This is a genomic window from Saccharopolyspora indica, assembly GCF_027853965.1.
Taxonomy (GTDB): domain Bacteria; phylum Actinomycetota; class Actinomycetes; order Mycobacteriales; family Pseudonocardiaceae; genus Saccharopolyspora; species Saccharopolyspora indica.
Window position 1 is genome coordinate 213189 of the sequence record NZ_JAQGLB010000011.1, and the last position, 25394, is coordinate 238582.

General features: G+C 71.2%; 25 protein-coding genes. 7 read left to right on the plus strand and 18 right to left on the minus strand.

Features of this window, described 5'->3' with window-relative positions; genetic code table 11:
* Positions 1-11: 11 nt before the first annotated feature.
* Positions 12-1208, plus strand: a complete 1197-nt coding sequence (gene coaE / locus OU416_RS24040) for a dephospho-CoA kinase (protein ID WP_270929286.1) — start codon at positions 12-14, stop codon at positions 1206-1208.
* 84 nt (positions 1209-1292) lie between these two features.
* Here the strand turns inward: coaE and OU416_RS24045 are convergent, their stop codons facing one another.
* Genes OU416_RS24045 through OU416_RS24055 form a run of 3 tightly spaced genes read right to left on the minus strand, consistent with a single transcriptional unit; the run spans position 1293 to position 3160 of the window.
* Positions 1293-2048, minus strand: coding sequence for an ankyrin repeat domain-containing protein (locus OU416_RS24045; protein WP_270929287.1), 756 nt, complete (start codon positions 2046-2048; stop codon positions 1293-1295).
* Positions 2049-2070: 22 nt separating this feature from the next.
* The gene (locus OU416_RS24050) at positions 2071-2556 is read right to left on the minus strand and encodes a GlcG/HbpS family heme-binding protein (RefSeq protein WP_270929288.1); all 486 of its coding nucleotides are present in this window, start codon (positions 2554-2556) and stop codon (positions 2071-2073) included.
* A 58-nt stretch (positions 2557-2614) separates the two neighbouring features.
* A complete protein-coding gene (locus OU416_RS24055) occupies positions 2615-3160 on the minus strand; it encodes a GlcG/HbpS family heme-binding protein (RefSeq protein ID WP_270929289.1) in 546 nt (181 codons plus the stop codon).
* A gap of 184 nt (positions 3161-3344) precedes the next feature.
* Here OU416_RS24055 and OU416_RS24060 point away from each other — a divergent pair, with 184 nt between their 5' ends.
* On the plus strand, positions 3345-4484 hold the full coding sequence (locus OU416_RS24060; protein WP_270929290.1) for a sensor histidine kinase: 1140 nt from the start codon (positions 3345-3347) through the stop codon (positions 4482-4484).
* Positions 4481-5122 (plus strand): response regulator, encoded by a 642-nt coding sequence (locus tag OU416_RS24065; RefSeq protein WP_093156137.1) that lies wholly within the window; start codon positions 4481-4483, stop codon positions 5120-5122. The genes OU416_RS24060 and OU416_RS24065 overlap by 4 nt, the downstream gene beginning before the upstream one ends.
* 113 nt (positions 5123-5235) lie before the next feature.
* On the opposite strand, the gene OU416_RS24070 is transcribed toward OU416_RS24065, so the two are convergent.
* The 3 genes from OU416_RS24070 to OU416_RS24080 all read right to left on the minus strand — a co-directional run bounded on the left by OU416_RS24070 (position 5236) and on the right by OU416_RS24080 (position 6969).
* Entirely contained in the window at positions 5236-5619 is a 384-nt protein-coding gene (locus tag OU416_RS24070; protein WP_270929291.1) for a hypothetical protein, read from the minus strand.
* 228 nt (positions 5620-5847) lie between these two features.
* Positions 5848-6444 carry a DUF402 domain-containing protein gene (locus OU416_RS24075; RefSeq protein WP_270929292.1) on the minus strand — a complete coding sequence of 199 codons (597 nt, stop codon included), beginning with the start codon at positions 6442-6444 and terminating at the stop codon, positions 5848-5850.
* A 93-nt stretch (positions 6445-6537) separates the two neighbouring features.
* Positions 6538-6969 carry an SPW repeat protein gene (locus OU416_RS24080; protein ID WP_270929293.1) on the minus strand — a complete coding sequence of 144 codons (432 nt, stop codon included), beginning with the start codon at positions 6967-6969 and terminating at the stop codon, positions 6538-6540.
* Between the two features lie 107 nt (positions 6970-7076).
* Here OU416_RS24080 and uvrB point away from each other — a divergent pair, with 107 nt between their 5' ends.
* The 4 genes from uvrB (at position 7077) to OU416_RS24100 (ending at position 11094) form a co-directional block, all read left to right on the plus strand.
* Complete coding sequence (gene uvrB / locus OU416_RS24085) at positions 7077-9233, plus strand: excinuclease ABC subunit UvrB (RefSeq protein ID WP_270929294.1); 2157 nt, start codon at positions 7077-7079, stop codon at positions 9231-9233.
* Between the two features lie 15 nt (positions 9234-9248).
* On the plus strand, positions 9249-9419 hold the full coding sequence (locus OU416_RS24090; RefSeq protein ID WP_270929295.1) for a hypothetical protein: 171 nt from the start codon (positions 9249-9251) through the stop codon (positions 9417-9419).
* Positions 9420-9661: 242 nt separating this feature from the next.
* Positions 9662-10591 carry an erythromycin esterase family protein gene (locus OU416_RS24095; RefSeq protein WP_270929296.1) on the plus strand — a complete coding sequence of 310 codons (930 nt, stop codon included), beginning with the start codon at positions 9662-9664 and terminating at the stop codon, positions 10589-10591.
* A 44-nt stretch (positions 10592-10635) separates the two neighbouring features.
* Positions 10636-11094, plus strand: a complete 459-nt coding sequence (locus OU416_RS24100) for a VOC family protein (protein WP_270929297.1) — start codon at positions 10636-10638, stop codon at positions 11092-11094.
* 245 nt (positions 11095-11339) lie between these two features.
* Here the strand turns inward: OU416_RS24100 and OU416_RS24105 are convergent, their stop codons facing one another.
* From OU416_RS24105 to OU416_RS24160, 12 genes are all read right to left on the minus strand, one after another.
* On the minus strand, positions 11340-12524 hold the full coding sequence (locus OU416_RS24105) for an acyl-CoA dehydrogenase family protein (protein ID WP_270929298.1): 1185 nt from the start codon (positions 12522-12524) through the stop codon (positions 11340-11342).
* A gap of 134 nt (positions 12525-12658) precedes the next feature.
* Positions 12659-13603, minus strand: coding sequence for a 3-hydroxyacyl-CoA dehydrogenase NAD-binding domain-containing protein (locus OU416_RS24110; RefSeq protein ID WP_270929299.1), 945 nt, complete (start codon positions 13601-13603; stop codon positions 12659-12661).
* 15 nt (positions 13604-13618) lie between these two features.
* Complete coding sequence (locus OU416_RS24115; protein WP_270929300.1) at positions 13619-14350, minus strand: acetoacetate decarboxylase; 732 nt, start codon at positions 14348-14350, stop codon at positions 13619-13621.
* Positions 14347-15120 (minus strand): crotonase/enoyl-CoA hydratase family protein, encoded by a 774-nt coding sequence (locus OU416_RS24120; protein ID WP_270929301.1) that lies wholly within the window; start codon positions 15118-15120, stop codon positions 14347-14349. The genes OU416_RS24115 and OU416_RS24120 overlap by 4 nt, the downstream gene beginning before the upstream one ends.
* Positions 15117-16289 (minus strand): CaiB/BaiF CoA transferase family protein, encoded by a 1173-nt coding sequence (locus tag OU416_RS24125; protein ID WP_270929302.1) that lies wholly within the window; start codon positions 16287-16289, stop codon positions 15117-15119. Before OU416_RS24125 ends, OU416_RS24120 begins: the two co-directional genes overlap by 4 nt.
* A 123-nt stretch (positions 16290-16412) precedes the next feature.
* The gene (locus tag OU416_RS24130; protein WP_372907169.1) at positions 16413-17312 is read right to left on the minus strand and encodes a LysR family transcriptional regulator; all 900 of its coding nucleotides are present in this window, start codon (positions 17310-17312) and stop codon (positions 16413-16415) included.
* A 182-nt stretch (positions 17313-17494) separates the two neighbouring features.
* A complete protein-coding gene (locus tag OU416_RS24135) occupies positions 17495-18067 on the minus strand; it encodes a GTP-binding protein (RefSeq protein WP_270929304.1) in 573 nt (190 codons plus the stop codon).
* The gene (locus tag OU416_RS24140; protein WP_270929305.1) at positions 18048-18407 is read right to left on the minus strand and encodes a DUF742 domain-containing protein; all 360 of its coding nucleotides are present in this window, start codon (positions 18405-18407) and stop codon (positions 18048-18050) included. The genes OU416_RS24135 and OU416_RS24140 overlap by 20 nt, the downstream gene beginning before the upstream one ends.
* 2 nt (positions 18408-18409) lie before the next feature.
* Positions 18410-18847 carry a roadblock/LC7 domain-containing protein gene (locus tag OU416_RS24145; protein WP_270929306.1) on the minus strand — a complete coding sequence of 146 codons (438 nt, stop codon included), beginning with the start codon at positions 18845-18847 and terminating at the stop codon, positions 18410-18412.
* A gap of 44 nt (positions 18848-18891) precedes the next feature.
* Positions 18892-20802, minus strand: a complete 1911-nt coding sequence (locus OU416_RS24150; protein WP_270929307.1) for a sensor histidine kinase — start codon at positions 20800-20802, stop codon at positions 18892-18894.
* Positions 20803-21204: 402 nt separating this feature from the next.
* Positions 21205-22140, minus strand: a complete 936-nt coding sequence (locus tag OU416_RS24155) for an ABC transporter permease (protein WP_372907166.1) — start codon at positions 22138-22140, stop codon at positions 21205-21207.
* Positions 22137-24941 (minus strand): alpha/beta fold hydrolase, encoded by a 2805-nt coding sequence (locus OU416_RS24160; protein WP_372907165.1) that lies wholly within the window; start codon positions 24939-24941, stop codon positions 22137-22139. The genes OU416_RS24155 and OU416_RS24160 overlap by 4 nt, the downstream gene beginning before the upstream one ends.
* Positions 24942-25394 lie beyond the last annotated feature (453 nt).

A 25394-nucleotide genomic window follows, 5' to 3' on the forward strand; every position in this document is an offset into this window, starting at 1 on the left:
AGGATGGGCGCATGTTGCGGGTGGGACTGAGCGGTGGAATCGGGTCGGGCAAGTCGACGGTGGCCCAGCGGCTGGTGGAGCTCGGCGCGGTGCTCATCGACGCCGACGTGCTGGCCAGGGAGGTCGTGCGGCCGGGCAGCCCGGGCCTGGCGGAGATCGTCGAGCGGTTCGGCGCTGACGTGCTGGACGCCGACGGCGCGCTGAACCGGCCCGCGCTCGCCGCGAAGGCCTTCGCCGACGACCAGGCCCGCGCCGACCTCAACGCCATCACGCACCCCAAGATCCGCGACCTGACCGCCGAGCGGATGGCGCAGGCGCCCGCGGACGCGGTCGTGGTGCACGACGTGCCGCTGCTGGTGGAAGCCGGTTACGCCGCGAACTACCACCTGGTGGTCATCGTCGACGCACCCGAGGACGACCGGGTCCAGCGGTTGGTGGGCCGCGGCCTGACCGAGCAGGACGCCCGGGCCCGCATCGCCGCGCAGGCCACCACCGAGCAGCGCCGCGAGGTCGCCGACGCCTGGCTGGACAACAGCGGCGCCGTCGAGGAGCTCGTGGCGCAGGTCGACGCGTTGTGGCGGGACCGGCTGGTGCCCTTCGAGGAGAACGTCCGGCTGCACCGCCGCCCGCCGCAGCGCTCCCCGCGGCTGGTCGACCCGGACCCGGACTGGCCGCGCCAGGCGCAGCGCCTGATCGACCGGATCGAGCGCGCGGCGGGGGAGAAGGCGGTGCGCGTCGACCACATCGGCTCGACCTCGGTGCCGGGCCTGCCCGCCAAGGACATCATCGACCTCCAGCTCACGGTGCGTTCGCTGGCCGATGCCGACGAGCTCGCCGAACCGCTCGCGGAAGCGGGATTCCCGCGGATCCCGGAGATCACCGGCGACACGCCGCACGCCTTCGCCCCGGACCCGGAGCAGTGGGCGAAGCGGATCCACGTCTCGGCGGACCCGGCCCGCTACGCGAACCTCCACGTCCGCCCGGACGGCAGCCCGAGCCAGCAGGTGGCCCTCCAGTTCCCGGCCTGGCTGCGAGCCGAGGAGACGGCCCGCGCCGAATACCTGGCCCTCAAGCGGGAAGTGGCGAACGCGCACGCGAACGACCCGTCCCACGACGCCTACGCCGACGCCAAGGAACCCTGGTTCGCCAAGGCGCTCCCCGAAGCACGGGCCTGGGCGGAGCGGACCGGCTGGACCCCCGGCGCGTGAACACCGGTGCCCCGCCTCGGGAGGCGGGGCACCGGTGGTGGTGCGGGTGGGAACGAGGTCGGGGGCTACCCGTCCCCACCCGGCTCAGGAGGCCGCGCGGAGGATTCGCGCGATCTCGGTGTAGCCGTCGGCTTCCGCGTGCTGGAGCGCCGTCACGCCGTTGCGGTCGCGGATGTTCACGTCGGCACCTGCGTCCACGAGGATCTGCACCGACTGCTGGTAGCGCTCGCTGCCGTCGCCCAGGACCACCGCTTCCAGCAGCGCGGTCCAGCCGAGGTCGTTGACGTGGTCGACGTCGATGCCGGTGCGCACCGCCGCCCGGATGTACTCCACGTGGCCGTGCTCGCCCGCCGGGATCAACGCGGTGCCGCCGTAGCGGTTGGTCAGCGCGAAGTCCGGGTTCGCGGGCAGCAGCGCCTCCAGCATCCCGACGCTGCCGGTCACCCCGGTCACCAGGAAGGCGCTGTCCTCGCGGTAGTCCTGGGCGTCCGGGTCGGCTCCGGCGGCGACCAGCTCGCGGGCCACGTCGACGTGGTCGGCGAGCGCGGCCAGCACCAACGGGGTGCGCTGGTCGTCGTCGCGGGACTCCACGTTCGCCCCGGCCGCCAGGGCCGCGCGGACCTGCGCGAGATCACCGGAATCCGCGGCCTCCAGCAGTTGCCGGTCGGCTTCCGGGTTCGGCTGCTGCGGGGGCGCGGGCTGCTGAGCGGCCTGCGGCTGCTCCACCGGCGGCGGGGGAGCCGGTGGCGCTGCCGGGGGCCGGGCCGGGGTGCAGGCGGCGAGCGCGAGTGCGGCGAACGCCCCGAGCGCCACGCGTCGGGTGAGCGCGGCTGTCCTCATCGAATCCTCCAGTTCGGTGCTGTTACGGCAGTTCGGCTTCGACGGCTTCGAGCCCGGCGCGGGCGAACTCCTCGTCCAGGTCGCCGCTGGGCGCACCGGCGACGCCGATGCCGGCGATCGGGGAACCGGCGGTCACCGGGACACCGCCGCCCAGGAACGAGGTGCCCGGGATGTCGCGGAGCGCGGCGCCGTCCAGCTCCGAGGTGGGCTGGCCCCAGGCGACGGCGGTGAAGGCCTTGCGCTTGGCGGATTCACCGCTCTGCGGGCCAGCGCCGTCGCTGGTCAGCCTGATCCGCTCGTTGCCCGCGCGGTCCACGACGGACACGGTGACGCGCTGGCCCTCGGCCTCGGCGGCGTCGAGTGCGGCCTGCGCGGCTCTGGTCGCGGTATCGGGGCTGAGCACCTGCGGTGCTCCGGCGGGCTGCGGTTCGTTCGGCGTGCAGGCGGCGAGCGCGAGCGCGGCGAACGCCCCGAGCGCCACGCGCTGGGCGAGCGCGGCTGTCCTCATCGGATTCTCCTGTTTCGGCGGGCCGGTCCCCGGTCGGGCCGGGGACCGGATCGAGGTGCTACCGCAGTTCGGCCTGGATGGCGTTCAGCCCGGCGCGGGCGAACTCCTCGTCCAGGTCGCCGCTGGGCGCACCGGCGACGCCGATACCGGCGATCGGGGTGCCCGCGGCCACCGGGACACCGCCGCCCAGGAACAGGGTGCCCGGGATGTCGCGGAGGCTGGGGCCGTCGCCGCCCGCCTGCTTGCCCAGCTCCGAGGTGGCCCGGTTCCAGGCCACGGCGGTGAAGGCCTTGCGCTTGGCGGACTCGCCGCTCTGCGGGCCCGCGCCGTCGCCGGTCAGCCGCACCCGCTCGTTGCCCGCGCGGTCCACGATCGAGACGGTGACGCGCTGGCCCTTGGTCTCGGCGGCGTCGAGCGCGGCCTGCGCGGCCTTGGTCGCCGCGTCGATGCTGAGCACCGGCTGCTGGATGACCGCGGCGGGCGGGGTCGGGGCCTGCTGGTGGACCGGCTCGGCCTGCGCGACGGTGAAGCCGGTGGCGCCGCCGAGGATGCCCAGTCCGACCAGGGTGCCGACGACTGCGCGGTTGCGGGTGGTGGATCGCATCGGGGAGAACTCCTTCACTTCGGGTTCGGTGCTTCCAGCTTCGGCCGCGCAACCGCCCCGGGCGTCGTCGGAACGGATCGCCTCGGACGCCGGTGGGTGGAGCGCGGGTCAACCGATCCATTGATGTGGCCGCGCCCGCAGCGGCATACAGTTCGCCCGGAACTGCTGTGACGAGGGGACCGCGTTGACCGAACGACCTGGCGGCTGGCTGTACCGCGCGATGCACGTGGGCTTCTTCGTGCTGCTCGCGTCCTCGGCATCGCGCTACGTCGCCGGGCACGGCCTGCAGGGCGTGACGCCGCTGCTGCTCGGGCTCTCGGCGGCGCTGGTGCTGATCTACGTCGCGGGCGTCGTGTGGTGGGAGCGCGCCGGTCAGCTGTGGCTCGCCGCCGTCGTCGGCGTCTGGTGCGCGCTGGTGCTGGTGGCGCCGAGCTTCAGCTGGTGCGCGGTGCCGCTGTTCTTCGTGTGCCTGCGGCTGCTGCGGCCGAAGCCGATGCTGGCGGCGGTCGTGCTGCTCACCGGCACGGTGATCTTCGCGCAGCTGCGGTTGGCGCCGCGCTTCGAGGTCGTCGACGTGCTGGTCCCGCTGGCGGTGGCGGCGATGGCCACCGCGGTGTTCCTGCAGATCCGGCACGAGGGCGAGCGCCGCCAGCAGCTGATCGACCAGCTGGTCCGCACGCGCGGGGAGCTGGCCGAGGCGCAGCGCGAGGCGGGCATCAGCTGGGAGCGCGAGCGGCTGGCGCGGGAGATCCACGACACCATCGCCCAGGGCCTGTCGAGCATCCGGATGCTGTTGCAGGCGGCCGAGCGCGAAGGCGACCGCAGCGAGCACGTGCGGCGGGCCGGAGCGGTCGCCGAGGACAGCCTCGCCGAAGCCCGCCGCTTCGTCCGGGGCCTGGCACCCGCGGCGCTGACGCGGCAGTCGCTGGCCGATGCGCTGCGCGAACTGGTCGCGCGCACGGCGGCGGAGACCGGCATCGAGGTCCGCTTCGAGGCGGTGGGCGAGCCGCTGGCGACCTCCGAGGACGTCGACGCGGCGCTGCTGCGGGTCGCTCAGGGCGCGCTGGCCAACGTGCGCGAGCACAGCGGGGCGGGCAAGGCCGGTGTCACGCTGTCCTACCTGGCCGACGCGGTAGCGCTGGACGTGCGCGACGACGGGACCGGCTTCGACCCCGCGGCCCCGCGCTCCGGTGCTGACCGGGGCTACGGGCTGGGCGGGATGCGGGCGCGGGTCGCGCAGCTCGGCGGTGAGCTCGTGGTGGAGAGCGGTCCCGGGGAGGGCACGGCGATCGCGGCGACCTTCCCGATAGGAGGGAACTCATGACGGTGCGGGTGCTGGTGGTCGACGACCACCCGGTGGTGCGCGCGGGCATCTCGGCGCTGCTGGCCGGTGCGGAGGACATCGAGGTGGTCGGCGAGGCCTCGGCGGCGGCCGAAGCCGTGCAGCGGGCGGGCGCCTTCAAGCCGGACGTGGTGCTCATGGACCTCCAGCTCGGCGACGACGTGGGCGGCGTGGCGGCCACCCGGCAGCTGCTGGCGCTGCCCGAACCGCCGCACGTGCTGGTGCTGACCACCTACGACGCGGACACCGACATCAACCGCGCCATCGACGCGGGCGCCACCGGCTACCTGCTCAAGGCGGGGCCGCCGGAGGAGCTGTTCCAGGCGATCCGCGCCGCCGCGCAGGGCCGCACCGCGCTGTCCCCGGAGATCGCCAGCCGCCTGCTGCAGCGCAGCCGCACCCCGGAGGAGGCGCTGAGCGACCGCGAGGTCGAGATCCTGGAGCTGCTGGCGCACGGCCTGGGCAACCGGGACATGGCGCGCGAGCTGTTCATCAGCGAGGCCACGGTGAAGACGCACCTGGTGCACATCTACGCGAAGCTCGGCGTGGACAGCCGCATGGCGGCGGTGCGCGAAGCCGTCCGGCGGCGGCTGATCCGCTTCGACGACGCGCCGCGCTGACTGCGGGTGCGTTCTCGCGAAGCGGTCAACACGTCAGGAGGAGATCCCACAGCCAGGCGGACGCTGAGGTTCCGCCACCTGCACCGCTGCGCAGAACGAGTCCGGAAGCAGTTTCACCAGATGTCGAAGATGCCGCGGTAGGCCAGCCACTGGTTGAGGTCGCGGTGGCGGCTGATCTCGTCGAGCGTCCGGTGCACCGTGTGCAGGGCGTAGTCGGCCTCGCTGAGGCGCAGCGCGCCGGTGGCGACGGCGGTGGCGAACTCGGCGGCGTGGGTGATCCGCGCGCGGCCGCGGTCCTGGATCTCCAGGCCGAGCAGCAGGTCGGTGGTCGTCCAGGAGCGGGTTTCGCGCTCGATGCGCACGGCGGTGAGGGTGCTCGGCCCCGGACGCGAGTGCCTGCTGCGCGGGCGGAACCGGGTCAGCCGGAGCCCGAGGTCGGGCAGCAGCCAGGTGATCTCGGCGGCGTGGTCCGCGGCCTCGGGGGTCGGGCATTCCACCGCCAGGCCCCACCGCTCGACGTGGCATACCTCGAGCTGGTGAACGAATCCCGAGGGATGCCTACGCTGCGAGCTGAACACGTCGATGACTTCAACCAATTGGGGAGAAATCGCAGCCGCCACGGCGTCAGACAGTAGCGGGAAAAATGCGGCTGAAGATCAACGTCGGCGGGTTTTAACGTAACTTTTCAGTGCTCGTCGGATATCGATTCGCGCTGGCCACGGGCATCACCGGGTTGGCGGTAGCCGTCGCTGACCGGGTACGGGATCCTCGACAGGTTGCCCACGCCACGACAGCTCGATCTCGTGCTCGCGAAGCCACTCGGCGAGGTCGTAGCCGTGCCGCGCGAGCCCGTCGACCGCCGCGCAGGCGCGCTCCATCGCCCGCTGCGCGGTCGCCGCGTCCAGCAGCCCGGCGCGCACGGCGACCACGAACTCGTCGATGTCCAGCAGCTCCGCACCGCTGCGGTTCCGGACCTCGACGTCCAGGTAGTGGTCGACGGTCCGCCACTGCCGGTCGCCCACCTCGACGTCCACCACGTCCAGGTAGAAGTCCAGGTCGCGCTCGTGGCCGGGGTGCCAGTCCCAGCGGGTCACGCGCAGCCCCAGCGCGGGCAGCAGCCAGGACTCCAGCGCGACGAAGGTCGGGTGGCCCGGCATCGGGCGGGCGAGGTAGAGGCCGAAGGGCTCGCGGTGGAAGCGCCGCACGGCGCGCGAGTGGCCCTTGGGATCGGTGTTGGTGCCCGCGACCAGGTCGAACACCTCGACCTTCGGCGGGTGGACGGGCAGTCCGAGCTGCTCGGCGATCTCGCGCTGCGTGGTCACAGTGCCACTGTATGCGGCGGGCGCGACGTCCGAAGGTCGTCGCGCCCGCTATCTCTCCACTACCTGAATACCGTCACCTCCGATCGGTCGGGGTCAGGTCGTCGCGCGGGTGGCGAAGGCCGGAGCCATCGTGCCGAGGCCCGCGAGAATCAGGACCGCGCCGCCGATCACGTTGCACAGCACGGTGCTCGTCGTCAGGACGGATCCGCTCATGATGAACACGGCTACGATCGTCCACACGCCCAGCACCGGAGATGTCCAGGCGATGCCGTGCGTGCGGTGGTAGGCCGCGGCGAACGAGATTCCGAGAACCGTGGCCGTCAGGCCGACGACCAGGTTGTTCAGCGCCAGCGACGGCGTCGTGGTGGCGAACCCGGTGATCCACGGCGACAACGCGACGAACAGGCCACCCAAAACGGTGAAGCCGTCCGCCACCTGAGCGGTCGGAGTTTCGGATGCCCGCTCATAGCGCATGCGCATCTCGGTGAGATCCGGATGCCCAGCGATGGGTGCGCTGCTCGACATACACCACCTCCAGGACTGGGGTGACGCAACCCATTATTCGCCCTGGCAGCGGTTCGGGCATCCCGTGACGCGACATGATGTCGGGGAGAGCTCGTACGCTGGGTCCCGTGGCATTCGCGACTGAGCACCCCGTACTGGCGCACTCCGAGTTCCGGCCGGTCAGCGACATCCCGCGGACCGACGGCCGGTTCCGGATGGTCAGCGACTACCAGCCGGCCGGCGACCAGCCCAAGGCCATCGAGGACCTGGAGCGCCGGATCAACTCCGGGGAGAAGGACGTGGTGCTGCTCGGTGCCACCGGTACCGGCAAGTCGGCGACCACGGCGTGGCTGGTCGAGCGCGTGCAGCGCCCCACGCTGGTGCTGGAGCCGAACAAGACGCTGGCCGCGCAGATGGCCAACGAGCTGCGCGGGTTCTTCCCGGACAACGCCGTGGAGTACTTCGTCAGCTACTACGACTACTACCAGCCCGAGGCCTACGTCCCGCAGACCGACACCTACATCGAGAAGGACTCCTCGATCAACGAGGACGTCGAGCGGCTGCGCCACTCGGCCACCTCGAACCTGCTCAGCCGCCGCGACTGCGTGGTGGTCTCCTCGGTGTCGTGCATCTACGGCCTGGGCACGCCGCAGTCGTACCTGGACCGGTCCATCCCGCTGGAGGTCGGCGGCGAGATCGACCGGGACGTGTTCCTGCGCGCGCTGGTGGACGTCCAGTACAGCCGCAACGACATCGCCTTCGCCCGCGGCACCTTCCGGGTGCGCGGCGACACCGTGGAGATCATCCCCGCCTACGAGGAGCTGGCGGTGCGGGTGGAGTTCTTCGGCGACGAGATCGACCGGTTGCACTACCTGCACCCGATGACCGGTGAGATCGTGCGCGAGGTGCGGGAGCTGCGGATCTTCCCGGCGACGCACTACGTGGCCGGCCCGGACCGGATGGAGAAGGCCATCCACGGCATCGAGGCCGAGCTGGAGGAGCAGCTGGGCAAGCTGGAGAAGCAGAACAAGCTGCTGGAGGCCCAGCGGCTGCGGATGCGCACCCAGTACGACATCGAGATGATGCGCCAGGTCGGGTTCTGCTCCGGCATCGAGAACTACTCGCGGCACATCGACGACCGCGCGGCCGGGACCGCACCGGCCACCCTGATCGACTACTTCCCGGACGACTTCCTGCTGATCATCGACGAGTCGCACGTGACGGTGCCGCAGATCGGCGGCATGTACGAGGGCGACGCCTCGCGCAAGCGGACCCTGGTCGAGCACGGCTTCCGGCTGCCCAGCGCGATGGACAACCGGCCGCTGACCTTCGAGGAGTTCTCCGACCGGATCGGCCAGACGGTGTACCTGTCGGCGACGCCGGGCCCCTACGAGATGGCGCAGGCGGGCGGCGAGTTCGTCGAGCAGGTGATCCGCCCGACCGGGCTGATCGACCCCGAGGTGATCGTCAAGCCGACCGAGGGGCAGATCGACGACCTGGTGCACGAGATCCGGGAGCGCGCCGAGCGCGACGAGCGGGTGCTGGTCACCACGCTGACCAAGAAGATGGCCGAGGACCTCACCGACTACCTGCTGGAACTGGGCATCCGGGTGCGCTACCTGCACTCCGAGGTGGACACGCTGCGGCGGGTCGAGCTGCTGCGGCAGCTGCGCCTGGGGGAGTACGACGTGCTGGTCGGCATCAACCTGCTGCGGGAGGGCCTGGACCTGCCGGAGGTCTCCCTGGTGTCCATCCTGGACGCCGACAAGGAGGGCTTCCTGCGCTCCGGCACCAGCCTGGTGCAGACGATCGGCCGCGCGGCGCGCAACGTCTCCGGCCAGGTGCACATGTACGCCGACCGGATCACCGACTCGATGCAGCACGCCATCGACGAGACCAACCGCCGCCGCGCCAAGCAGATCGCCTACAACGAAGAGCGCGGCATCGACCCGCAGCCGCTGCGCAAGAAGATCGCCGACATCCTGGACCGGGTCTACACCGAGTCCGAGGACACCGAGGAGTCGGTGGCGGTGGGCGGTTCGGGCCGCAACGCCTCGCGCGGCAAGAAGCCGACCGGTGAGGCGGTGGCCAGCGCGGGCCTGCTGGAGGACCGCGACATCAAGTCGATGCCGCGCGCGGAGCTGGCGGACCTGGTCCAGCAGCTCAACGACCAGATGATGAACGCGGCCCGCGAGCTCCAGTTCGAACTGGCGGCCCGCCTGCGCGACGAGATCCAGGACCTGAAGAAGGAGCTCCGGGGCATGGACGCGGCAGGCATCGAGTGATGGACGGGTGATGCGGTGAGCACCGAAGAGGACGACCGGAGTGAGGAACGTGCCACCGAGACCGTTTCGGACCGGGAAGCGCGGCTGATCCGGTTCCTCCAGCGCGAAGTCCCTGAGGGACCGTGGGCACCGACCACCAAGGAAGAGCGCGAGGCGATCCTCGGCTACGGCCCAGCAGGCGTATGACACCGGCTCTGCGCTGACCGTCCCTACCTGGTGATCGGTCGCCTGCGGTGCCGAGGTCGCCAGTTTCACACGAAATCGTCGACGTTCGGCACCACGGTGACGCGACAAGACGAGTGCCGAGTTTCCTCGAGGTTGCTGGACCTGCTCCCTTGACCTCCACCTTGGTCGATGTTTGATGCTTCTCGTGCGGCGCCGGCCGCGACCGGGGCTTCCCGGATCGCTCCGAACGAGGAGAGCCGACCATGACCGAGGCAGTGGCCAGGTGGATCGAGCATCACGCCCACCGTCTCAGCACGTCCGATCCCGCTGCGCCGCTGGCGGATCTCGAGCCGCTGGGCGGCATCGTGGGCGATGCCGAGGTCGTGGCCGTCGGCGCGTCGATCCGCCAGTCCCGCGAGCTGTCCGTCCTCTCGCACCGGATCGTGCGGTTTCTGGTGGAGGAGAAGGGATTCCGCTCACTCGCGCTGGAAGGCGACGACGCGGCCCGGCTCGGGCTCGACGAGCACATCAGGACCGGGGCGGGTGATCCGCGGGCGATGCTGTCCGGGGCGCGGAGCTTCTGGCAGAGCGAGGAGATCCTCGACGTCATCGGCTGGATGCGCTCGTTCAACCGCCGCAACCCCGGTGATCCGGTCCGCTTCGCCGGTGCACCCGAAGTATCGCTGGTCGACGGTCTGGCCGGCATCGAGCGGAGCCTGGCCGAGGGCACCATCCGGTGGCACGAGCGCACCGCCGACAAGATCGTCTACTGGGGCGGCCTCGCGCACACCGCGGTCGGCGATCCGCGGACCGTCTCGTCGTCGTCCCCGCCGGAGACGCACCGCAACGCGGGCGGCTACCTCCGCGAGCACTTCGGCGCCGACTACGTGTCCATCGGCCTGACCTTCCACCACGGCAGCGCGCCCTACCGGATCCCGGCCCCGCCCGCGGAGTTCGCCGACGCGGTCCTCGGCGCCACGGAGCTGAACGCCTACCTCCTGGACCTGCGCACCGATGGCCCGGCACCGGTGCGGGCCTGGCTCGACGCGCCGTCGAAGACGCGCCTGATCGGCCCCGAGTACGACGCCGACGACGACGCGGCCTACCACCTCTCGGGCGGATCGCTCGCGGGCTGGTTCGACGCCGTCGTCCACGCGCAGGAGATCACCCCGGTCGGCTCGCTGCGCGCGTGACCAGCTTCCGAAACCACCCTTCCAGCAACCGAGGAGTCAGTTCCATGTCCGAGACCACCGTTCCCGAGACCTACCGCAAGGCCGTCGTCGCCCACGTGATGATGGACGGGGCCGCCGACGCGATCGCCTTCTACCGCACCGCGTTCGGTGCCGAAGAGCTCTTCCGCATCGCCGACGGCAACGGCAAGATCGTGCACGCGGAGATCAGCATCCAGGGCTCCACCATCATGCTGGGCGACGCCCAAGGCCCGGTCTTCGCGGCCCCGACCAGCATCGGCGGCACCACCGTGGGTCTGCACGTCTTCGTCGACGACGTCGACGCGCTCGCCGAGCGGGCCGTCGCGGCCGGAGCGGAACTGCTGCAGCCACCTGCCGACCAGTTCCACGGCGACCGCACGGCCATCCTGCGCGATCCCCACGGACACGTGTGGGTCCTGCTCACGCACCTGGAGGACGTCTCACCGGAGGAGGTGGCCCGCCGCGCGCAGGCCCTCTTCACCTGAGGCTGATCCTGGTGAAGGGCACCTTTTAGCAGGTAACTTGCCTAAAGGTGCCCTTCACCAGGATCCGTCACCCGTTGGAGCACAGGTGAAGGGCACCTTTCGCCAACTAACTCGGCGAAAGGTGCCCTTCACACCGACCTCGTCCGGATGACGCGGTGCGCGCGCCACCCGATGGAAGCGCGGTGAAGGGCACCTTTAGGCAAGTAAATTGCTAAAAGGTGCCCTTCACCTCGCGCTCGGACGGATCAGGCGAAGGCGCTGTGGCCGGTGATGGACTTGCCGACGATCAGGGTGTTCATCTCGCGGGATCCCTCGAAGGAGTACACCGCTTCGGCGTCGGAGAAGAACTTCGCGATCTCGTAGTCCAGGACGATTCCGTTGCCGCCGAACAGCTCTCGCGCCCAGGCCACCACTTCGCGCATCTTCGTCGTGGTGAACGCCTTGGCCAGCGCAGCCTGCTCGGCGCCGCCGCGGCCCTGGGCCACCAGCTCGTTGAGCCGGACGACGATGCCGAACATCGCGGTGATGTTGCCCAGCATCTTCACCAGCAGGTCCTGGATCATCTGGAACGCGGCGATCGGCTTGCCGAACTGGACCCGGTTCACCGCGTACTCGCGCGCCAGCTCGTAGGCGCGCACCGCCACGCCCAGCGCCTGCCACGCCACGCCACCGCGGGTCTTGGCCAGCACCTTGGCGGTGTCGCGGAAGCTGTTGATGTTCTGCAGCCGGTTGGCCTCGGGGACCCGGACGTCGGTGAGCACGATGTCGGCGTTCTGCACGGTGCGCAGCGCGATCTTGCCCTCGATCTTGCTCGCGGCGAAGCCCGGCGTGCCCTTCTCCACCACGAAGCCCTTGACCTGGCCGTCGGCCTCGTCGCGCGCCCACACCACGACCAGGTCGGCGAAGGTGCCGTTGCCGATCCAGCGCTTCGCGCCGTTGAGCACCCAGGAGTCGCCGTCGCGCCGCGCCGTGGTGCGCATGCCACCGGCCACGTCGGAGCCGCCCTCGGGCTCGGTGAGGGCGAACGCGCCGATCTTGGACATGCTCGCCATGTCCGGGATCCAGCGGTCCCGCTGCTCCTGGTCGCCGCCGTTGTAGATGCTGCCCATCGCGAGTCCGGTGTGGACGCCGGAGAACACCGCCAGCGACGGGTCGATCCGGTTGAGCTCCAGGCTCAGGAACCCGGTGAACAGCGGGCTGCGCTGCTTGCCGTCGCCGTACTCGGGGTACTGGTAGCCGGCCAGGTTCAGCCGGGCGAACTTCGCCACGACCTCGAACGGGAACTCGGCCTTCTCCCACGCGTCGTTGGCGAGCGGCTTGATCTCCCGCTCCAGGTACTCGCGGATCTCCGCGAGCTCGGCGCGCTCGGCCTCGCTGAGCAGGTCGGCGAATCCGAAGAAGTCGGGATCGGTGTTGACGGGCTTGGGCATCTCTCAGTCCTCAGTGGTTGCTTCTCGGTGCCCGGCGCCGGGTCCCGCCGCGATTTCAATTGAAGTCGGACGTCGAGTTTCAATTGAAATCGCGCGAGGGGCCGCGCGCCGGAGGCCTTCAGTGCGGTTCGGGGTCAGCTCTGCTCGATGTCGTGCAGGGCCGCGTTGATGGCGTTCTGCTTGCGGTCGCGCAGTTCGGAGCGCTCCTCGTAGGCCGCGGGCCCGGAGCCGTAGGTCGCTTCGGTCTGGCCGGAGATCGCGGCGATGCTGTCCTCGGTCAGCTGCGGGTGGCCGAGGTCCTTCCAGCGCTCGGCCATGCCGACGCCGAGGTGGGCCATCATGTGCCGGATGCCGCCGGGCCCGCCGCCGAGGTGGAAGCTCTCGAACGGGCCGACGGTCGCGTACCGGCCGCCCAGCGACGCCTTCATCACGGTGTCCAGCTCGTCGACCCGCACGACTCCCTGCTGCACCAGGGAGATCGACTCCTGCATGATCGCGCTCTGCAGGCGGTTGGCGACGAAACCGGGGATCTCCTTGCGCAGCCGCACCGGCGTCTTGCCCAGCGCGCGGTAGAACTCCACCGCGGCCTCGACCACCGGTTCCGCGGTGCGCTCGCCCGGCACGATCTCCACCAGCGGCACGACCTGCGGCGGGTTGAACGGGTGCGCGATGAGCAGCCGCGCCGCCACGGGCCCGGGCAGCTCGGCGGCGATCGCGGTGGCGATGATGCCGGAGCTGGAGGAGGTCAGCACCGCGTTCTCCGGTGCGTGGCGGGCGATCTCGGCGAACAGCTGCTGCTTGAACTCCAGCCGCTCCGGGCCGTTCTCCTGCACCAGGTCCACGCCCGCGACCGCCTCGGCGAGGTCGCCGGTCAGGTGGATGCGGCCGAGCAGGTCGTCGACGTCGGCGCCCGGGATGCTCGCGGCCAGCGCGGGCATCGCCGCGCGGACCGCGTCGGTCAGGTCCTCGCGCGGGTCGGTGATGCGGACTTCGAGGCCGTTCGCGGCGAACAGCGCCGCCCAGGACAGCCCGATCGTGCCCGCCCCGACCACCGCGACCTTGGTCCACTGTGAACTCATGATTCCTCCTCGCGATCAGACCAGGTAGTCGTGCACGGGTTCGATGCCGCCGAGCGTCAGGTCGGTCAGGACGTGGCTGGCCGAGACGACCTCGCGCACCGGCAGGTCCGCCAGCGGGGCCAGCACGTGCTCGAACAGCTGAAGCCGCGCGGGCCCGGTGTAGGCGGCCTTGACGGTGATGTCGGTGATCTGGCTGCGCACCAGTTCGCACACCCGCGGCCCGTGCGCGCCGGGCACGATCTTGAGCATGTAGGTGGGCGCGGTGATCTGCGCTTCGGCCTCGCCCGGATCCATCGGGTGGTGCTTGTAGCCCATCGTCGCGGTAGCCACCCGCACCGTGCCGCAGTCCAGGGTGCCCACCAGCGCGGCGTGCTCCACGTGCAGCGCCGGGGAGCCCATCACCTTGGGGTAGGCGCTGGCCTCGCGCCCGGCCGCGGTGGCCGGGAAGTTGTCGAGGTACATGGCGTGCAGGTACTCGCCGTGCTCGTCGCCCAACCGCACCGGGATCGCCTGCCCGGCCTCGACGTACGGGCCGAACGAGGTGACATCGCCCATCTTCATGATCTCGAAGCGGACCAGCGGTTCGTCGAACTCCAGCGGCTCGGGCACCACGGCCCGCAGCGCTTCCGCGTCGGTGCGGTAGACGATGTTCAGGTACTCGCGGTCGGTGAACCGCACCGCGGCCGGGGCGTAAGCGGGGCTGGTCAGCGGCGTGGTCACGCTCCGCAGGATCTGTTCGCGGTTCATCGTCCCCTCCACTTCGGAGCGCGCTTCTCGGCGAAGGCCCGCACACCCTCGGCGAAGTCCTCGGATTCGCGCAGCGCTCGCGTCTGCGCGCGTTGCGAGGAGAACGCCTCGGCATCGGGCGCGCCATCGGCGAGCCGGACCACCTCCTTGACCGCGGCCAGCGCCAGCGGTGCGTTCTCCGCGACCTCGGCGGCCAGCTGCAGGGCTGCGGGCACCGCCTCGCCGTCGCCCACGACCTGGTTGACCAGGCCCAGCTCGCGCGCCCGCTCCGCGTCGATGGCGCGGCCGGTGAGCAGCAGTTCCATCGCCAGGTGGTGCGGGATGCGCTTGGGCAGCCGGATCACCCCGCCGCCTCCGGCGATCAGGCCGCGCTTGACCTCGGGCAGCGCGAACCGCGCCCCGGTGGCGGCGACGATCAGATCGCAGGCCAGCGCCAGTTCGAACCCGCCGCCCATCGCGTAGCCCTCGACGGCGGCGATCAGCGGCTTGCGGGTCTCGGCCTCCACGAGCCCGGCGAAGCCCCGGCCCGGCACGACCGGCGATTCGCCGCGCGCCGCCGCCTTGAGGTCCATGCCCGCGCTGAAGGTGCCCGCCGCTCCGGTGAGCACGCCCACGCGCAGCTCCGGGTTGGCGTCGAGCTCGTCGACGGCGGCGGCGATGCCGGTGGCCACCGCGGTGTCGACGGCGTTGCGCGCCTGCGGGCGGTTGATGGTGATGACCAGCGCGGATCCGGCCGTCTCGGTCTGCACCGCGGTGTCCGGCGCGTTCATTCGCCCCTCCTGAGCTCGGCGAGGACTTCCTCGGTGTGCTGGCCGGGCAGCGGCGCGTGCCGCCGGACGGTGGCCGGGGTGGCGGAGAAGCTCATCGGAACGCCCACCACGCGGTAGCTGCCCTCGCTGGGGTGTTCGGCGACGTCGAGCAGGTGCCCGTCGCGCACGTAGGGGTCGTCGGCGGCCTCGTCGAGCTTGAGCACCGGGCCGACCGGGATGCTGTGCTTGGCGCACACCTCGATCCACTCGGCGGTGGTCAGGGCGGGCGTGACGGACTCGATCAGCTCGGCCAGCGCCTCGCCGTCGCGCCTGCCGTCCACGAACTCGCCCGCCAGCCGCGGATCTTCGGCCAGGTCCGGGCGGCCGGCCGCGCAGAACAGGTCGCGGAAGTTCTGCGGGCTGTAGGGGATGATCATGGCCAGGCCGTCCTTGGTGGGCCGGGCCCGGTGGCCCTTGTTCATCGACAGCGCGAAGCCGGTCGGCCCCTCCGGCGGTTCGAACAGGCGGCCCTGCAGGTGCTCGACCAGGTTGAACGCCAGCAGCGTGTCGGCCATCGGCACCTCGACGAGCTGGCCCTGCCCGGTGGCCCGCTGGTGCACCAGGGCGGCCAGCGCCGAGTAGGCGATGGTCAGCGCGGCGACCTTGTCGGCGAAGATGCTCGGCAGCACCACCGGCTGCCCGATGTCGCCGGAGCGCTGGGCCAGGTCCAGCAGCCCGGAGGCGGCCTGCACGGTCTCGTCGTAGGCGGCGAGCCCGGCGCGGTCGGAGTCGGGGCGGAAGCCCTGCGCGTGGGCGTAGACCAGCCGCGGGTTCGCGGCGGCCAGGCTCCCGTAGTCCATGCCGAGGCGGCGCAGCGCGCCGATGCGCATGTTGGTGATCAGGACGTCGGCGGTGCCGATCAGCTCCAGGGCTTCGGCGCGCTCGGCGTCGTCCTTGAGGTCCAGCCGCACGCTGCGCTTGTTCCGGTTCACGTTGAGGTTCAGCGGCGTCATGCCGGGCGTCCGGTGCAGCGTGCCGTGGCGCACGGTGTCCTTCGGCGACTCGATCTTGATCACGTCGGCGCCGAGGTCGCCGAGGATCTGGGCGGCGTAGGGGCCCATCACGACGGTGGCCATGTCGATCACGCGCACGCCCGCCAGCGGGCCGGATGAGGAATCAGCAGAGGTCATTACCACTCCCGGGAACAGTTCCCGATGGATTAATTTGCTTCGCTAATTACGTTAGACCGGCGGTCGGCGGGGATTCAATCGATGCGCGCCACCATTGCGCGAACAATGGTGTGACCGCAGCGGTCACGCCGTCAGCGCCAGCTTGGCCTCTTCGATCAGTCTCAGCAGGTCGGAGTGGGTTTCGGCGCGGTCGCGCCGCCAGATGAGGCCGGTCGCCAGCGCCGGGTCGAAATCCGCGAAGGGCAGCACCACGGTGCTTTCCACGCGATGCTTGTACATTCCGCTCTCCGGATCCAGCATCGAAATGGAGAACGCTGATCCGTTCGCGACGAATTCGCTGGTGCTGCCGTAATCGCCGGTGTTCAGCGTCATCCGGCGGTGGATGCCGGCGGCGCGCAGGCGCGCCTCCACCTCGTCGTAGTAGCTCGGCAGCATCCGCGGCGCCGGGCTGACGTAGGTGAGGTCGACCAGCTCGTGCAGCGAGACCGAGGTCCGGGAGCCGAACTCGGCGGCGGGCAGCACGGCGCCCAGCGGCTCGCGCATCACCTCGACCACCTCGATGCCCTCGGCGTGCACCGGCAGGTGCACCAGGGCCATCGCCAGCTCGCCGCGCTGCACGCCGACGAGCAGGTCGTCGCTGCCGCCGGGCCAGCGCTTGACGTCGCACTCGCCCGCGCACCGCTGCTCGAAGGACCGCAGCCGGTCGCGCAGCGAGGAGTGCAGGCCGGGCGGGATGCCGATGTAGACGGTCGCGCGCTGCGGGCGGGTCGCCTCGCGCAGCCGCCAGGGGATGTCGTCGAACCGGCCGAGCACGTCCTTGGCGATCGGCAGCAGCGCCGCACCGGCCTCGGTCAGCCGGACGTGGTGGGAGTCGCGCTCGAACAGCACCGAGCCGAGGTCGCGCTCCAGGTCGCGGATGCGCTGGCTGAGCGGTGAGGTCGCCATGTGCAGCTGCCGCGCGGCCTTGGAGAACGACAGGTTCTCCGCGACGGCCACGAAGTACCGCAGGTGGAACATCTCCATGGCGTAGCTCAAGCTGTCGAAGCCGGTCAGGACTGTGCTCACCAGCCTAGCACGCGCGAATGTCATTGGCGCGCAACGCTTCTGCGCAACGGAAGAGCCCCGGCGCTCAGGTGAACGCCGGGGCTCTTCCGGTACTCCCGTCTCCCGCTCGGAAGCGGATCAGCTCCGCTTCCCGACGGGATCTACAGTGGACGGGCGGTCAGCACGTGCTCGGTGAGCTTCACCAGCACCGACGCCGCCGAGCGCCGGTCGCGCGCGTCGCAGGCCACCACCGGCACGTGCGGTTTGATGTCCAGCGCTTCGCGCACCTCCTCGGGCTGGTAGTGGAACCCGCCCTCGAAGTGGTTGAGCGCGACCACGAATTCGATGCCGCGCGATTCGAAGAACTCGACCGCGGCGAAGCAGTCCTCCAGCCGCCGGGTGTCGGCCAGGACCACCGCGCCGAGCGCACCGCGAACCAGGTCCTCCCACATGAACCAGAACCGGTCCTGGCCGGGCGTGCCGAACAGGAACAGCACGATGTTCTGCGGATCGAACGTGATGCGCCCGAAGTCCATGGCGACGGTGGTCGTGGTCTTCTCGCCGACACCGGTCAGGTCATCGGTGCCGATGCTGGCGACGGTGAGGGTCTCCTCGGTGGTGAGCGGTTCGATCTCGCTGACCGACCGGACGAACGTGGTCTTCCCGACGCCGAATCCGCCCGCGACTAGGAACTTGAACGCGGTCGGGAACAGCTCAGAGCTGTCGGAGACCATGCAGCAACGCCTCCAGTTGTTCTCGGTCCGGCATATCGGTGGGCACGCGCGTGGTGACGGCGCCCCAGTCGATGAGGTCGGACAGCAGTACCTTCGTGACCACCGCGGGCTGGCGCAGGTGGGCGGAGACCTCGGCGACCGAGGTGGCGAACCGGCACAGCTCCAGCATCCTGGCGTGCGTCGGCTCGACCCGGTCCGGGGCGAGACGGCCGGTCGACCGCACCAGCGACTGCAGCGACAGCGTCGCGGACGGTTTGGTCCGGCCGTTGGTGAGCGAGTACGGCCGCAGCAGGGGGCCGGCCTCGTTGTCCAGCCACATCTTCTCCGGAGGTCCCGACATCGTCACCTGCCCAGTTCGCCGACGCCTCGCGCGGCGGCCGGTTGCCGGGATGCGGTGCTCAGGTGCGCGGGCACCCGCTTGACGAGCTGGGCGATCTCGTAGCCCAGCACGGACGCGTCGGCCTCCGGGGTGGCGAGCACGACGAGCACCGCGCCCTGGCCGGCGGCGGAGACGAAGAAGATCACGTCGTCGAACTCCGCCACCACCTGCCGGACACCGCCGCCGGCACCGAAGCGGTAGCCGCCGTTGCGGGCCAGCGAGCACTGCGCGGCGGCCCAGGCGGCCAGCGCGTCGGCCTCGTCGGAATCCAGTCCGTGGTGGTATCGGCGCAGTCCGTCCGAGGAGGCCAGCAGGGCGCAGCGGGTGTGCGGAACCCGGCGCATCAGATCGGCGAGCAGCCAGCTCAGGTCGGATGCGGAGCCGGGCACGTCATTGGCCATCGGTAGAGAACTCCTTGGGTCAGAACGGGGGAGGAGTTAGCGGGTCAGCCCGACTGGTCATCGGGTCGTCGGTCGGCGACACCGCCTTCGACGCCTTGCCGGAAGGACGCCCACAAGCCGGGGTTGGGACCGCCGCGCGGGGTGTCGTCGGTCCGGGGACCGCCGGCGAGCTCCGGTGCGACGTAGCTCTTCGTTCGATCGCGCCGCGGCAGCGGCGGCCGCTTCTCGTCGATGAGCACCTTCTCTCCGGGGAACTGCCCGGTCGGGGTCGGCTCGCTCGGGAGCTGCGTTCTGGGGAACTGCGTGGTCGCGTCCGAGGCGTTCGGCCGGTCCGTGGGCACCACACCGGTGTGGCGTCCGTAGATCGATCCCGAATTCCCGTTGGAACCACCCGACATGCTCTCGACGGGAGCGCGGTGCACGCCGCGTCGAGTGCCGTTCTCGGGTGCGTGGACGGGCTCGGGCGGCGCGGGCCAGGCCTCGATCCGCTCCTGCCTGATCGCGGGCTCCGGCTTGGCGGCCGGCTCGGGCGCGGCGGCCGGCTCCGGCCTGGCAGCGGGCACCGGCCGGGAGGCCGGCTCCGGCCTGGGCGCGGGCTCGGGCCTGGGCGGCTCCGGCGCGGCGGCCGGTTCCAGCGCTGCGGCCAGACCCGACTGGGGAGCCGGTTCCGGTGCCACGATGGCGTCCACCGGGGAGCTCTCCGGCTCCTCGTCCTCCTCGACCTCGCCGAGCAGCTTGGTCGGGATCACCACGTGGGCGTCCGTGCCGCCGTACATGTTGTTCTCCAGCTCGACGGCGACCTCGTGCCGCTGACCGATCTGGGCGACCACGTACAGCCCGATCCGGCCGTCCTTGAGCCGCTCGTCGCGGTCCACGGCGCCGGGGTTGGCGAGCAGGTCGTTGAGCTGGGTGCGGTCGGCCGGGCTCATGCCCAGCCCGCGGTCGCGGATGTCGATCGCCACGCCCGCGGTGACCCGCTGGACGCTCACCGTGACCTGGGTGTCGGGCTCGGAGAACGAGGTCGCGTTCTCGACGAGCTCGGCCACCAGGTGGATGACGTCGGCGACCGCGTGCCCGTGCAGCGTGCCGTCGACCGGCGGGATCACCTTGACCCGGGCGTAGTGCTCGACCTCGGCGACCGCCGAGCGCAGCACTGTGTACATCGCGACCGGCTGGCTCCACTGGCGCCGCGGCATCGAGCCGCCGAGCACCGCGAGGCTCTCCGCCTGCCTGCGGACGCCGGTGACCAGGTGGTCGACGGCGAACAGGCCCTTGAGCAGGTCCGGGTCCTCGACGCGCTGCTCGAGGTCGTCGAGCCGCTGGATGGCGCGGTGCGCCAGCGACTGCACGCGGCGGGCGATGTTGGCGAACACCGCGACGCTCGGGTCGACGGCCGCACCGCTCTCGGTGAACTGCTGCATGCGGACCACGGCGAACTCGGCGGCGGCCTGCGCCTGCCGGATCTCGTAGGACAGCAGCTCGAAGGGGTCGCTGGACGCGCCGGGCTCACCGGTGGGCCACCTCGGCGCGGGCTGTTCGCCGGCCTGGACGCGTTCCACCAGCTGGGGAAGTTCTTCCCGGCCCTGGACGATCTCCTTGCGCAGGGTGTCGATCCACTGCCGCTCGCGGCGCGCGGTGTCGACGAGGGAGCGCTGCGCGTCCTTCGACGAGTCCTCGGTGCGCTCGTTGATCTCGGTGGCGGTGGCGGTGGCCTTGCGGAACCCGATGAGGAGGACGGCTATGCAGCCGAGCCCTCCGACCCCGAGCGCTGCGTAGCGCAGCTCGACGGGCGTGTCCAGGGCCAGCACCACGGCCACGGCGACGCCCAGCAGGGCCACCACCACCAGCGGGAGCATGACCAGTCGCTGCAGCTCGGGCCGCAGGTCTTCATCCGCGTCGGGCGACGACGCGGGTAACCGCTCGGGCTCCGATGCGGCTAAAGGGAACTCAGACATCAGCGTCCTTGGTCGGGGGAGACGGCGACGGGCGCACGAGGCGCCGGGGGGTCGGGGGCGTCACCGCGGGACTACTGGTGTTTCACTTGTTGATCAACTCATCACCGGAGTGATCCTAGCGACCCTAGTGGAGAATCAGTAGCGAGGGTGTTGACCTTCGGAAACGCTTGAATTAAGCCCGCAACGGGCGATGACGTGCGGGAAGTGCCCGAGCGCCCGCCCGAACCGGTCCGCGCCGGGCGATTCCGGGCGGGATCGGTCCAGTGCCGCGCGCCGGGCGATCCCGCTCCTCCGGAGCGTTGGGCTGACCTGTGCGAACGGGTCTCCTCTAGCACCCGAACGCGATCTTGAGGTCGTCCGTTCGGGTGATTCTTGTGACGGCGGACACGCGTGGTGCCCGGGTCAACTGGTGATGTCCTTGCGCTGGAAGCGCCAGATCGCCAGGACGGTGAACACCATCGCGTAGGCCAGCGCGGAGAAGGTGCCGTGCGCGACGTCGGTCCAGTCGGCCTCGGCGCCGAGCAGGTCGGCGTAAGCGGTCGAGTAGTGCGTCGGCAGGTAGGAGCGCAGGCTCCCGAGTGCGTTGATCTGGTCCAGGATCTCGGACAGGATCGACACCACGACCGCGCCGCCGACCGCGCCCAGCGGGGCGTCGGTGCTCACGCTGAGCAGCAGCGCGAGACCGGCGATCCAGGTCAGGTGCACGGCCAGGTAAGCGGTGGCCGCGGCCAGGCTCACCAGCCCGGCCGGGAACGGCACCGCCTCGCCGGTGATCGTCACCAGGTTCCCGGTGCCGTACCACAGCACGCCCACGCCCAGCGAGATCGCGGTCAGCAGCACCAGCCCGAAGACCGAGAGCATCCCGGCCACGATGGCCTTCTGCCGGAGCAGCCGGACGCGCGGGACCGGCGCCGCCAGCAGGTACTTCAGGCTCGACCAGGAGGATTCGCTGGCCACCGTGTCGCCGAAGAACAGCGCCACCACCACGACCAGCAGGAAGCCGGTCGAGACGAACAGCGTGAACACGGTGAAGTTCAGCCCGCTCTGGGTGGCCATGTCGGCCAGCGTCCGCCCGCGCCCGCCCGCGTCGCCGATCTCGAACGACAGCAGCAGCAGGACCGGCAGCACCACCAGGAAGCCCAGGGTCAGCCGGGTGCGGCGGCGGCGCAGCTGGCGGGCCAGCTCCACCCGCACCGGCAGCGTCCGCCGCGCCCGGTAGCCCTCGATGCCGCCGTCCGGCTGCGCCGGGTGGCTGCGCCCCGAGAGCACCAGCGCGGTTTCGGTGGTGTCCAGCTTCCCGACCTTCGGGGGCTCGCTGAACTGCGGCTCGTCGGTCACCTGCTCTCCTCTCCGACCAGCTGCAGGAAGGCGTCCTCCAGCCGTCGCCGCGGCCCGACCTGGTGCACCGAGATCCCGGAGTCCACCAGCACGTTGACCGCCACGGCCGCCTTGTGCCCGGACAGGTCGGCGTGCACCAGGTCGCCGTCGACCTCCACCTGACCCAGCCCTTCGATCGTGCGCAGCGCCGCGGCGGCCTGCTGCGGTTCGTCGACCCGGAAGGTCGCCGCGCCGTCGACCGCCACGATGTCGGCCACGCTGCCGGTGGTCACCAGCCGGCCGTTGTGCATCACGACCACGTGGGTGCAGGTCTGCTCGACCTCGGCGAGCAGGTGGCTGGAGACCAGCACCGACCGCCCGGTGGCGGCGTAGCGGCGCAGGATCTCGCGCATCTGGTGGATCTGCGGCGGGTCCAGCCCGTTGGTCGGCTCGTCGAGCACCAGCAGCTCGGGCAGCCCGAGCATCGCCTGGGCGATCGCCAGCCGCTGCTTCATGCCCTGGCTGTAGCCGCGGACGCGGCGGTGCGCGGCGCTGCCCAGCCCGGCGATCTGCAGCACCTCGTCGAACCGGGCCTGCAGCATCGGACGCCCGGTCGCGGCCCAGTAGTACCGCAGGTTGTCCACACCGGACAGGTGCGGCAGGAAGCCCGGGGTCTCCACCAGCGCGCCCACCCGGGACAGCACCGGAGCACCGGGCACCAGCCGGTGGCCGAACAGCCGGATCTGCCCGGAGCTGGGCTGCAGCAGCCCCAGCATCATCCGCAGCGTGGTCGTCTTGCCCGCCCCGTTCGGGCCGAGCAGGCCGACGATCTGGCCGCGCTCGACCCGGATCGACAGGTCCTGCACGGCGGCGGGCTTGTCCGGGTAGGACTTGGTCAGCCCGGCGATCACCAGGGGCGTGTCGGCCAGCATCGGGTCCAGGTCGTCGCTGCTCTTGCGGCGGATCCGCGAGATCACCCACGCGATCAGCGCCAGCCCGGCGAGGATCCCGGTGCCCAGCAGCGGGGCGGTCGGCACGGCGTCGGCGCTGCTGGTCGTCCCGCGCACCGACGGGATCGACACCGTGCCGTCGCCTGCCAGGCCGACCAGGTGCACGGCGGGTTCCTTCGGCAGCGAGTAGGCCTGGTCGGTGGTCGTCACCGCCAGCTCCAGCCGGTGACCGGTCTCCAGCGGGTGCACCACGCCGGGCAGCGCCACGTCGACCTCGACCGGGCTGCCGTCGGGCGGCAGGTCCGTCACGTGCAGCGGGGCGACCGCGTTGCCGATCAAGGTGCGCTTCTGCTCGGCGTCGACGTCGTAGAGCTTGGCGAACAGCACCGCGCTGCCGGTGCTGGGCTGGCCGGGCACCGAGGCCACCGACAACCGGGTCCGCGGTGTGCCGGAGATCAGCAGCTGGCTGTCCAGCGGATCGGTGCGGAACACCGCGGTCTGGCCGGGCAGGTCGCGCGCCAGCGACTGGCCGAGGCTGCCCGCCGCGTCGAGCACCTGCCCGGCGCCGGGCAGCGAGCTCGTCGCCGCCGGGCTGCCGCCGGGCGGGTTGACCACTTCGGCGGGCGATCCGCGCAGCTCCAGGGCGAAGCGCGGAACCCGCTCCTGGCCGCCCACGCCCGGGTAGGCGTCGGCGGTGACGGTGCGGACCGGGATCTCGCCGTTGCGCTGCGGGCGCCCGGCGATGTCGAAGGCGAAGGTGGTGCCGGGGTCGAGCCCCGGTTCGACCCCGCCGAGGTGGTGGGCGAACCAGTCGGCGATCTGCCGGCGCAGTTCGGGCCCGGGTTCGCCGCCGTCGTGACCGCCCGCGAACCAGATCGTCTTGACCGGCGTGCCCGCCGCGCTGATCTGCCGGGCGTTGGCATCGGCCTGGTCCAGCCCGAACAGGGTGTCCCGCTCGCCCTGCACCAGCAGCGTCGGCGCCTTGATCCGCGAGGTGACCGACTTCGGCGAGACCCGGTCGAGCAGGTCCAGCGCGGCCTGCCCGGCGCGCCCGGTCTGCGCCACCTCGCTGTAGGCGGCGCACACCTGCTCGGTGAAGTTCCCGCAGGTCAGCGACTGATCTTGCAGGCTGGTGGAGGTGTTCGGGGCGCCCCCGTCCGGCTGCTCGCCGGGTCGCGGCGCGCTCCCGGCGGCGAACAGCAGCCCGGCCCACGCCTGCTTGAACACGCCGTGGTCGTTGTCCGAGCTGCCCGCCGGGGTGGTGGCGGGACCCGCCTGCCGGGCGGCGTTGTTGGGCAGCAGCGCCTGGCCGAGGTCGTTGTAGGTCATCACCGGGGCGATGACGTCGACCCGCGGGTCCTGCCCGGCCAGCAGCAGGCTCAGCGCGCCTCCGTAGGACGTGCCGGTGACGCCGACCTTCGGGTCGCCGTCGCCGTTGCGGGCCACCTCGGGCTGGCGGGCGAGCCAGTCGAGCAGCTGCTGGGCGTCCTTGACCTCGTAGTCGGGGTCGTTGAGGGCGATCTGGCCGGTGCTGCGGCCGAATCCGCGGGAGGAGTAGGTGAGCACCGTGAAGCCGCGCAGCGCCAGTTCGCGCGCCTGCGCGGCGGTGTCGTCCTTGCTGCCGCCGAAGCCGTGCGCGAGCAGGATCGTCGGCGCCGGGGTCTCCTCCGGCTTGTAGAGGGTGACGTCGAGCTGGATCCGCTGGTCGTCGTCGGGTCCGTCCAGCACGTCGACCATCGCCTCGCGGGGAGGTTCCGGTGCGGTGCGGCGCGGCTGCTCGCCGGACCACAGGAGCGTGGTGAGCACCACCACGGCGATGCAGGACAGCGCGGCCAGCGCGAGGCGCGTGCGGCGGCGACGGGATGCGGACACGTTTTCGACAGTAGGGGAAGACGGAGGCACCGGTTCGTATCCAGACGAGTGCGAAGACAAGAAGCTATGAACCAGAGACCAAACAGCAACCGGACACCTCGTCGTGCCCGCTGCCGGGTCGTCGCCGCATCCCCGCGTGCGACCGGGTGCCGGTGATCATAACGGTGATCGGCAGCGGTGCAATGCCCGCTTCGGCCGCCGTCGGGGTGATGTGAGGGCTCTTCGCATTGCTGCGCGTGGACCCGCGCCGTACGGTCCCGTGCGTGATGTTCGTTGCTCATGCGCACCCCGCCTGGTGTCGAGGTGCGCGGGTAAGTGACAATCTTGGCAAGTGGAGGGGAGTATTCCTTCGCGGCGGTGTCGTCATCACGGAACTTGCCTGGACAAGCCCGGTGCCGTCGACCGGCCTCAGGCCGGTGGAAGAGACCTCCGGTCCCTTGGCGCGTGCCCTGA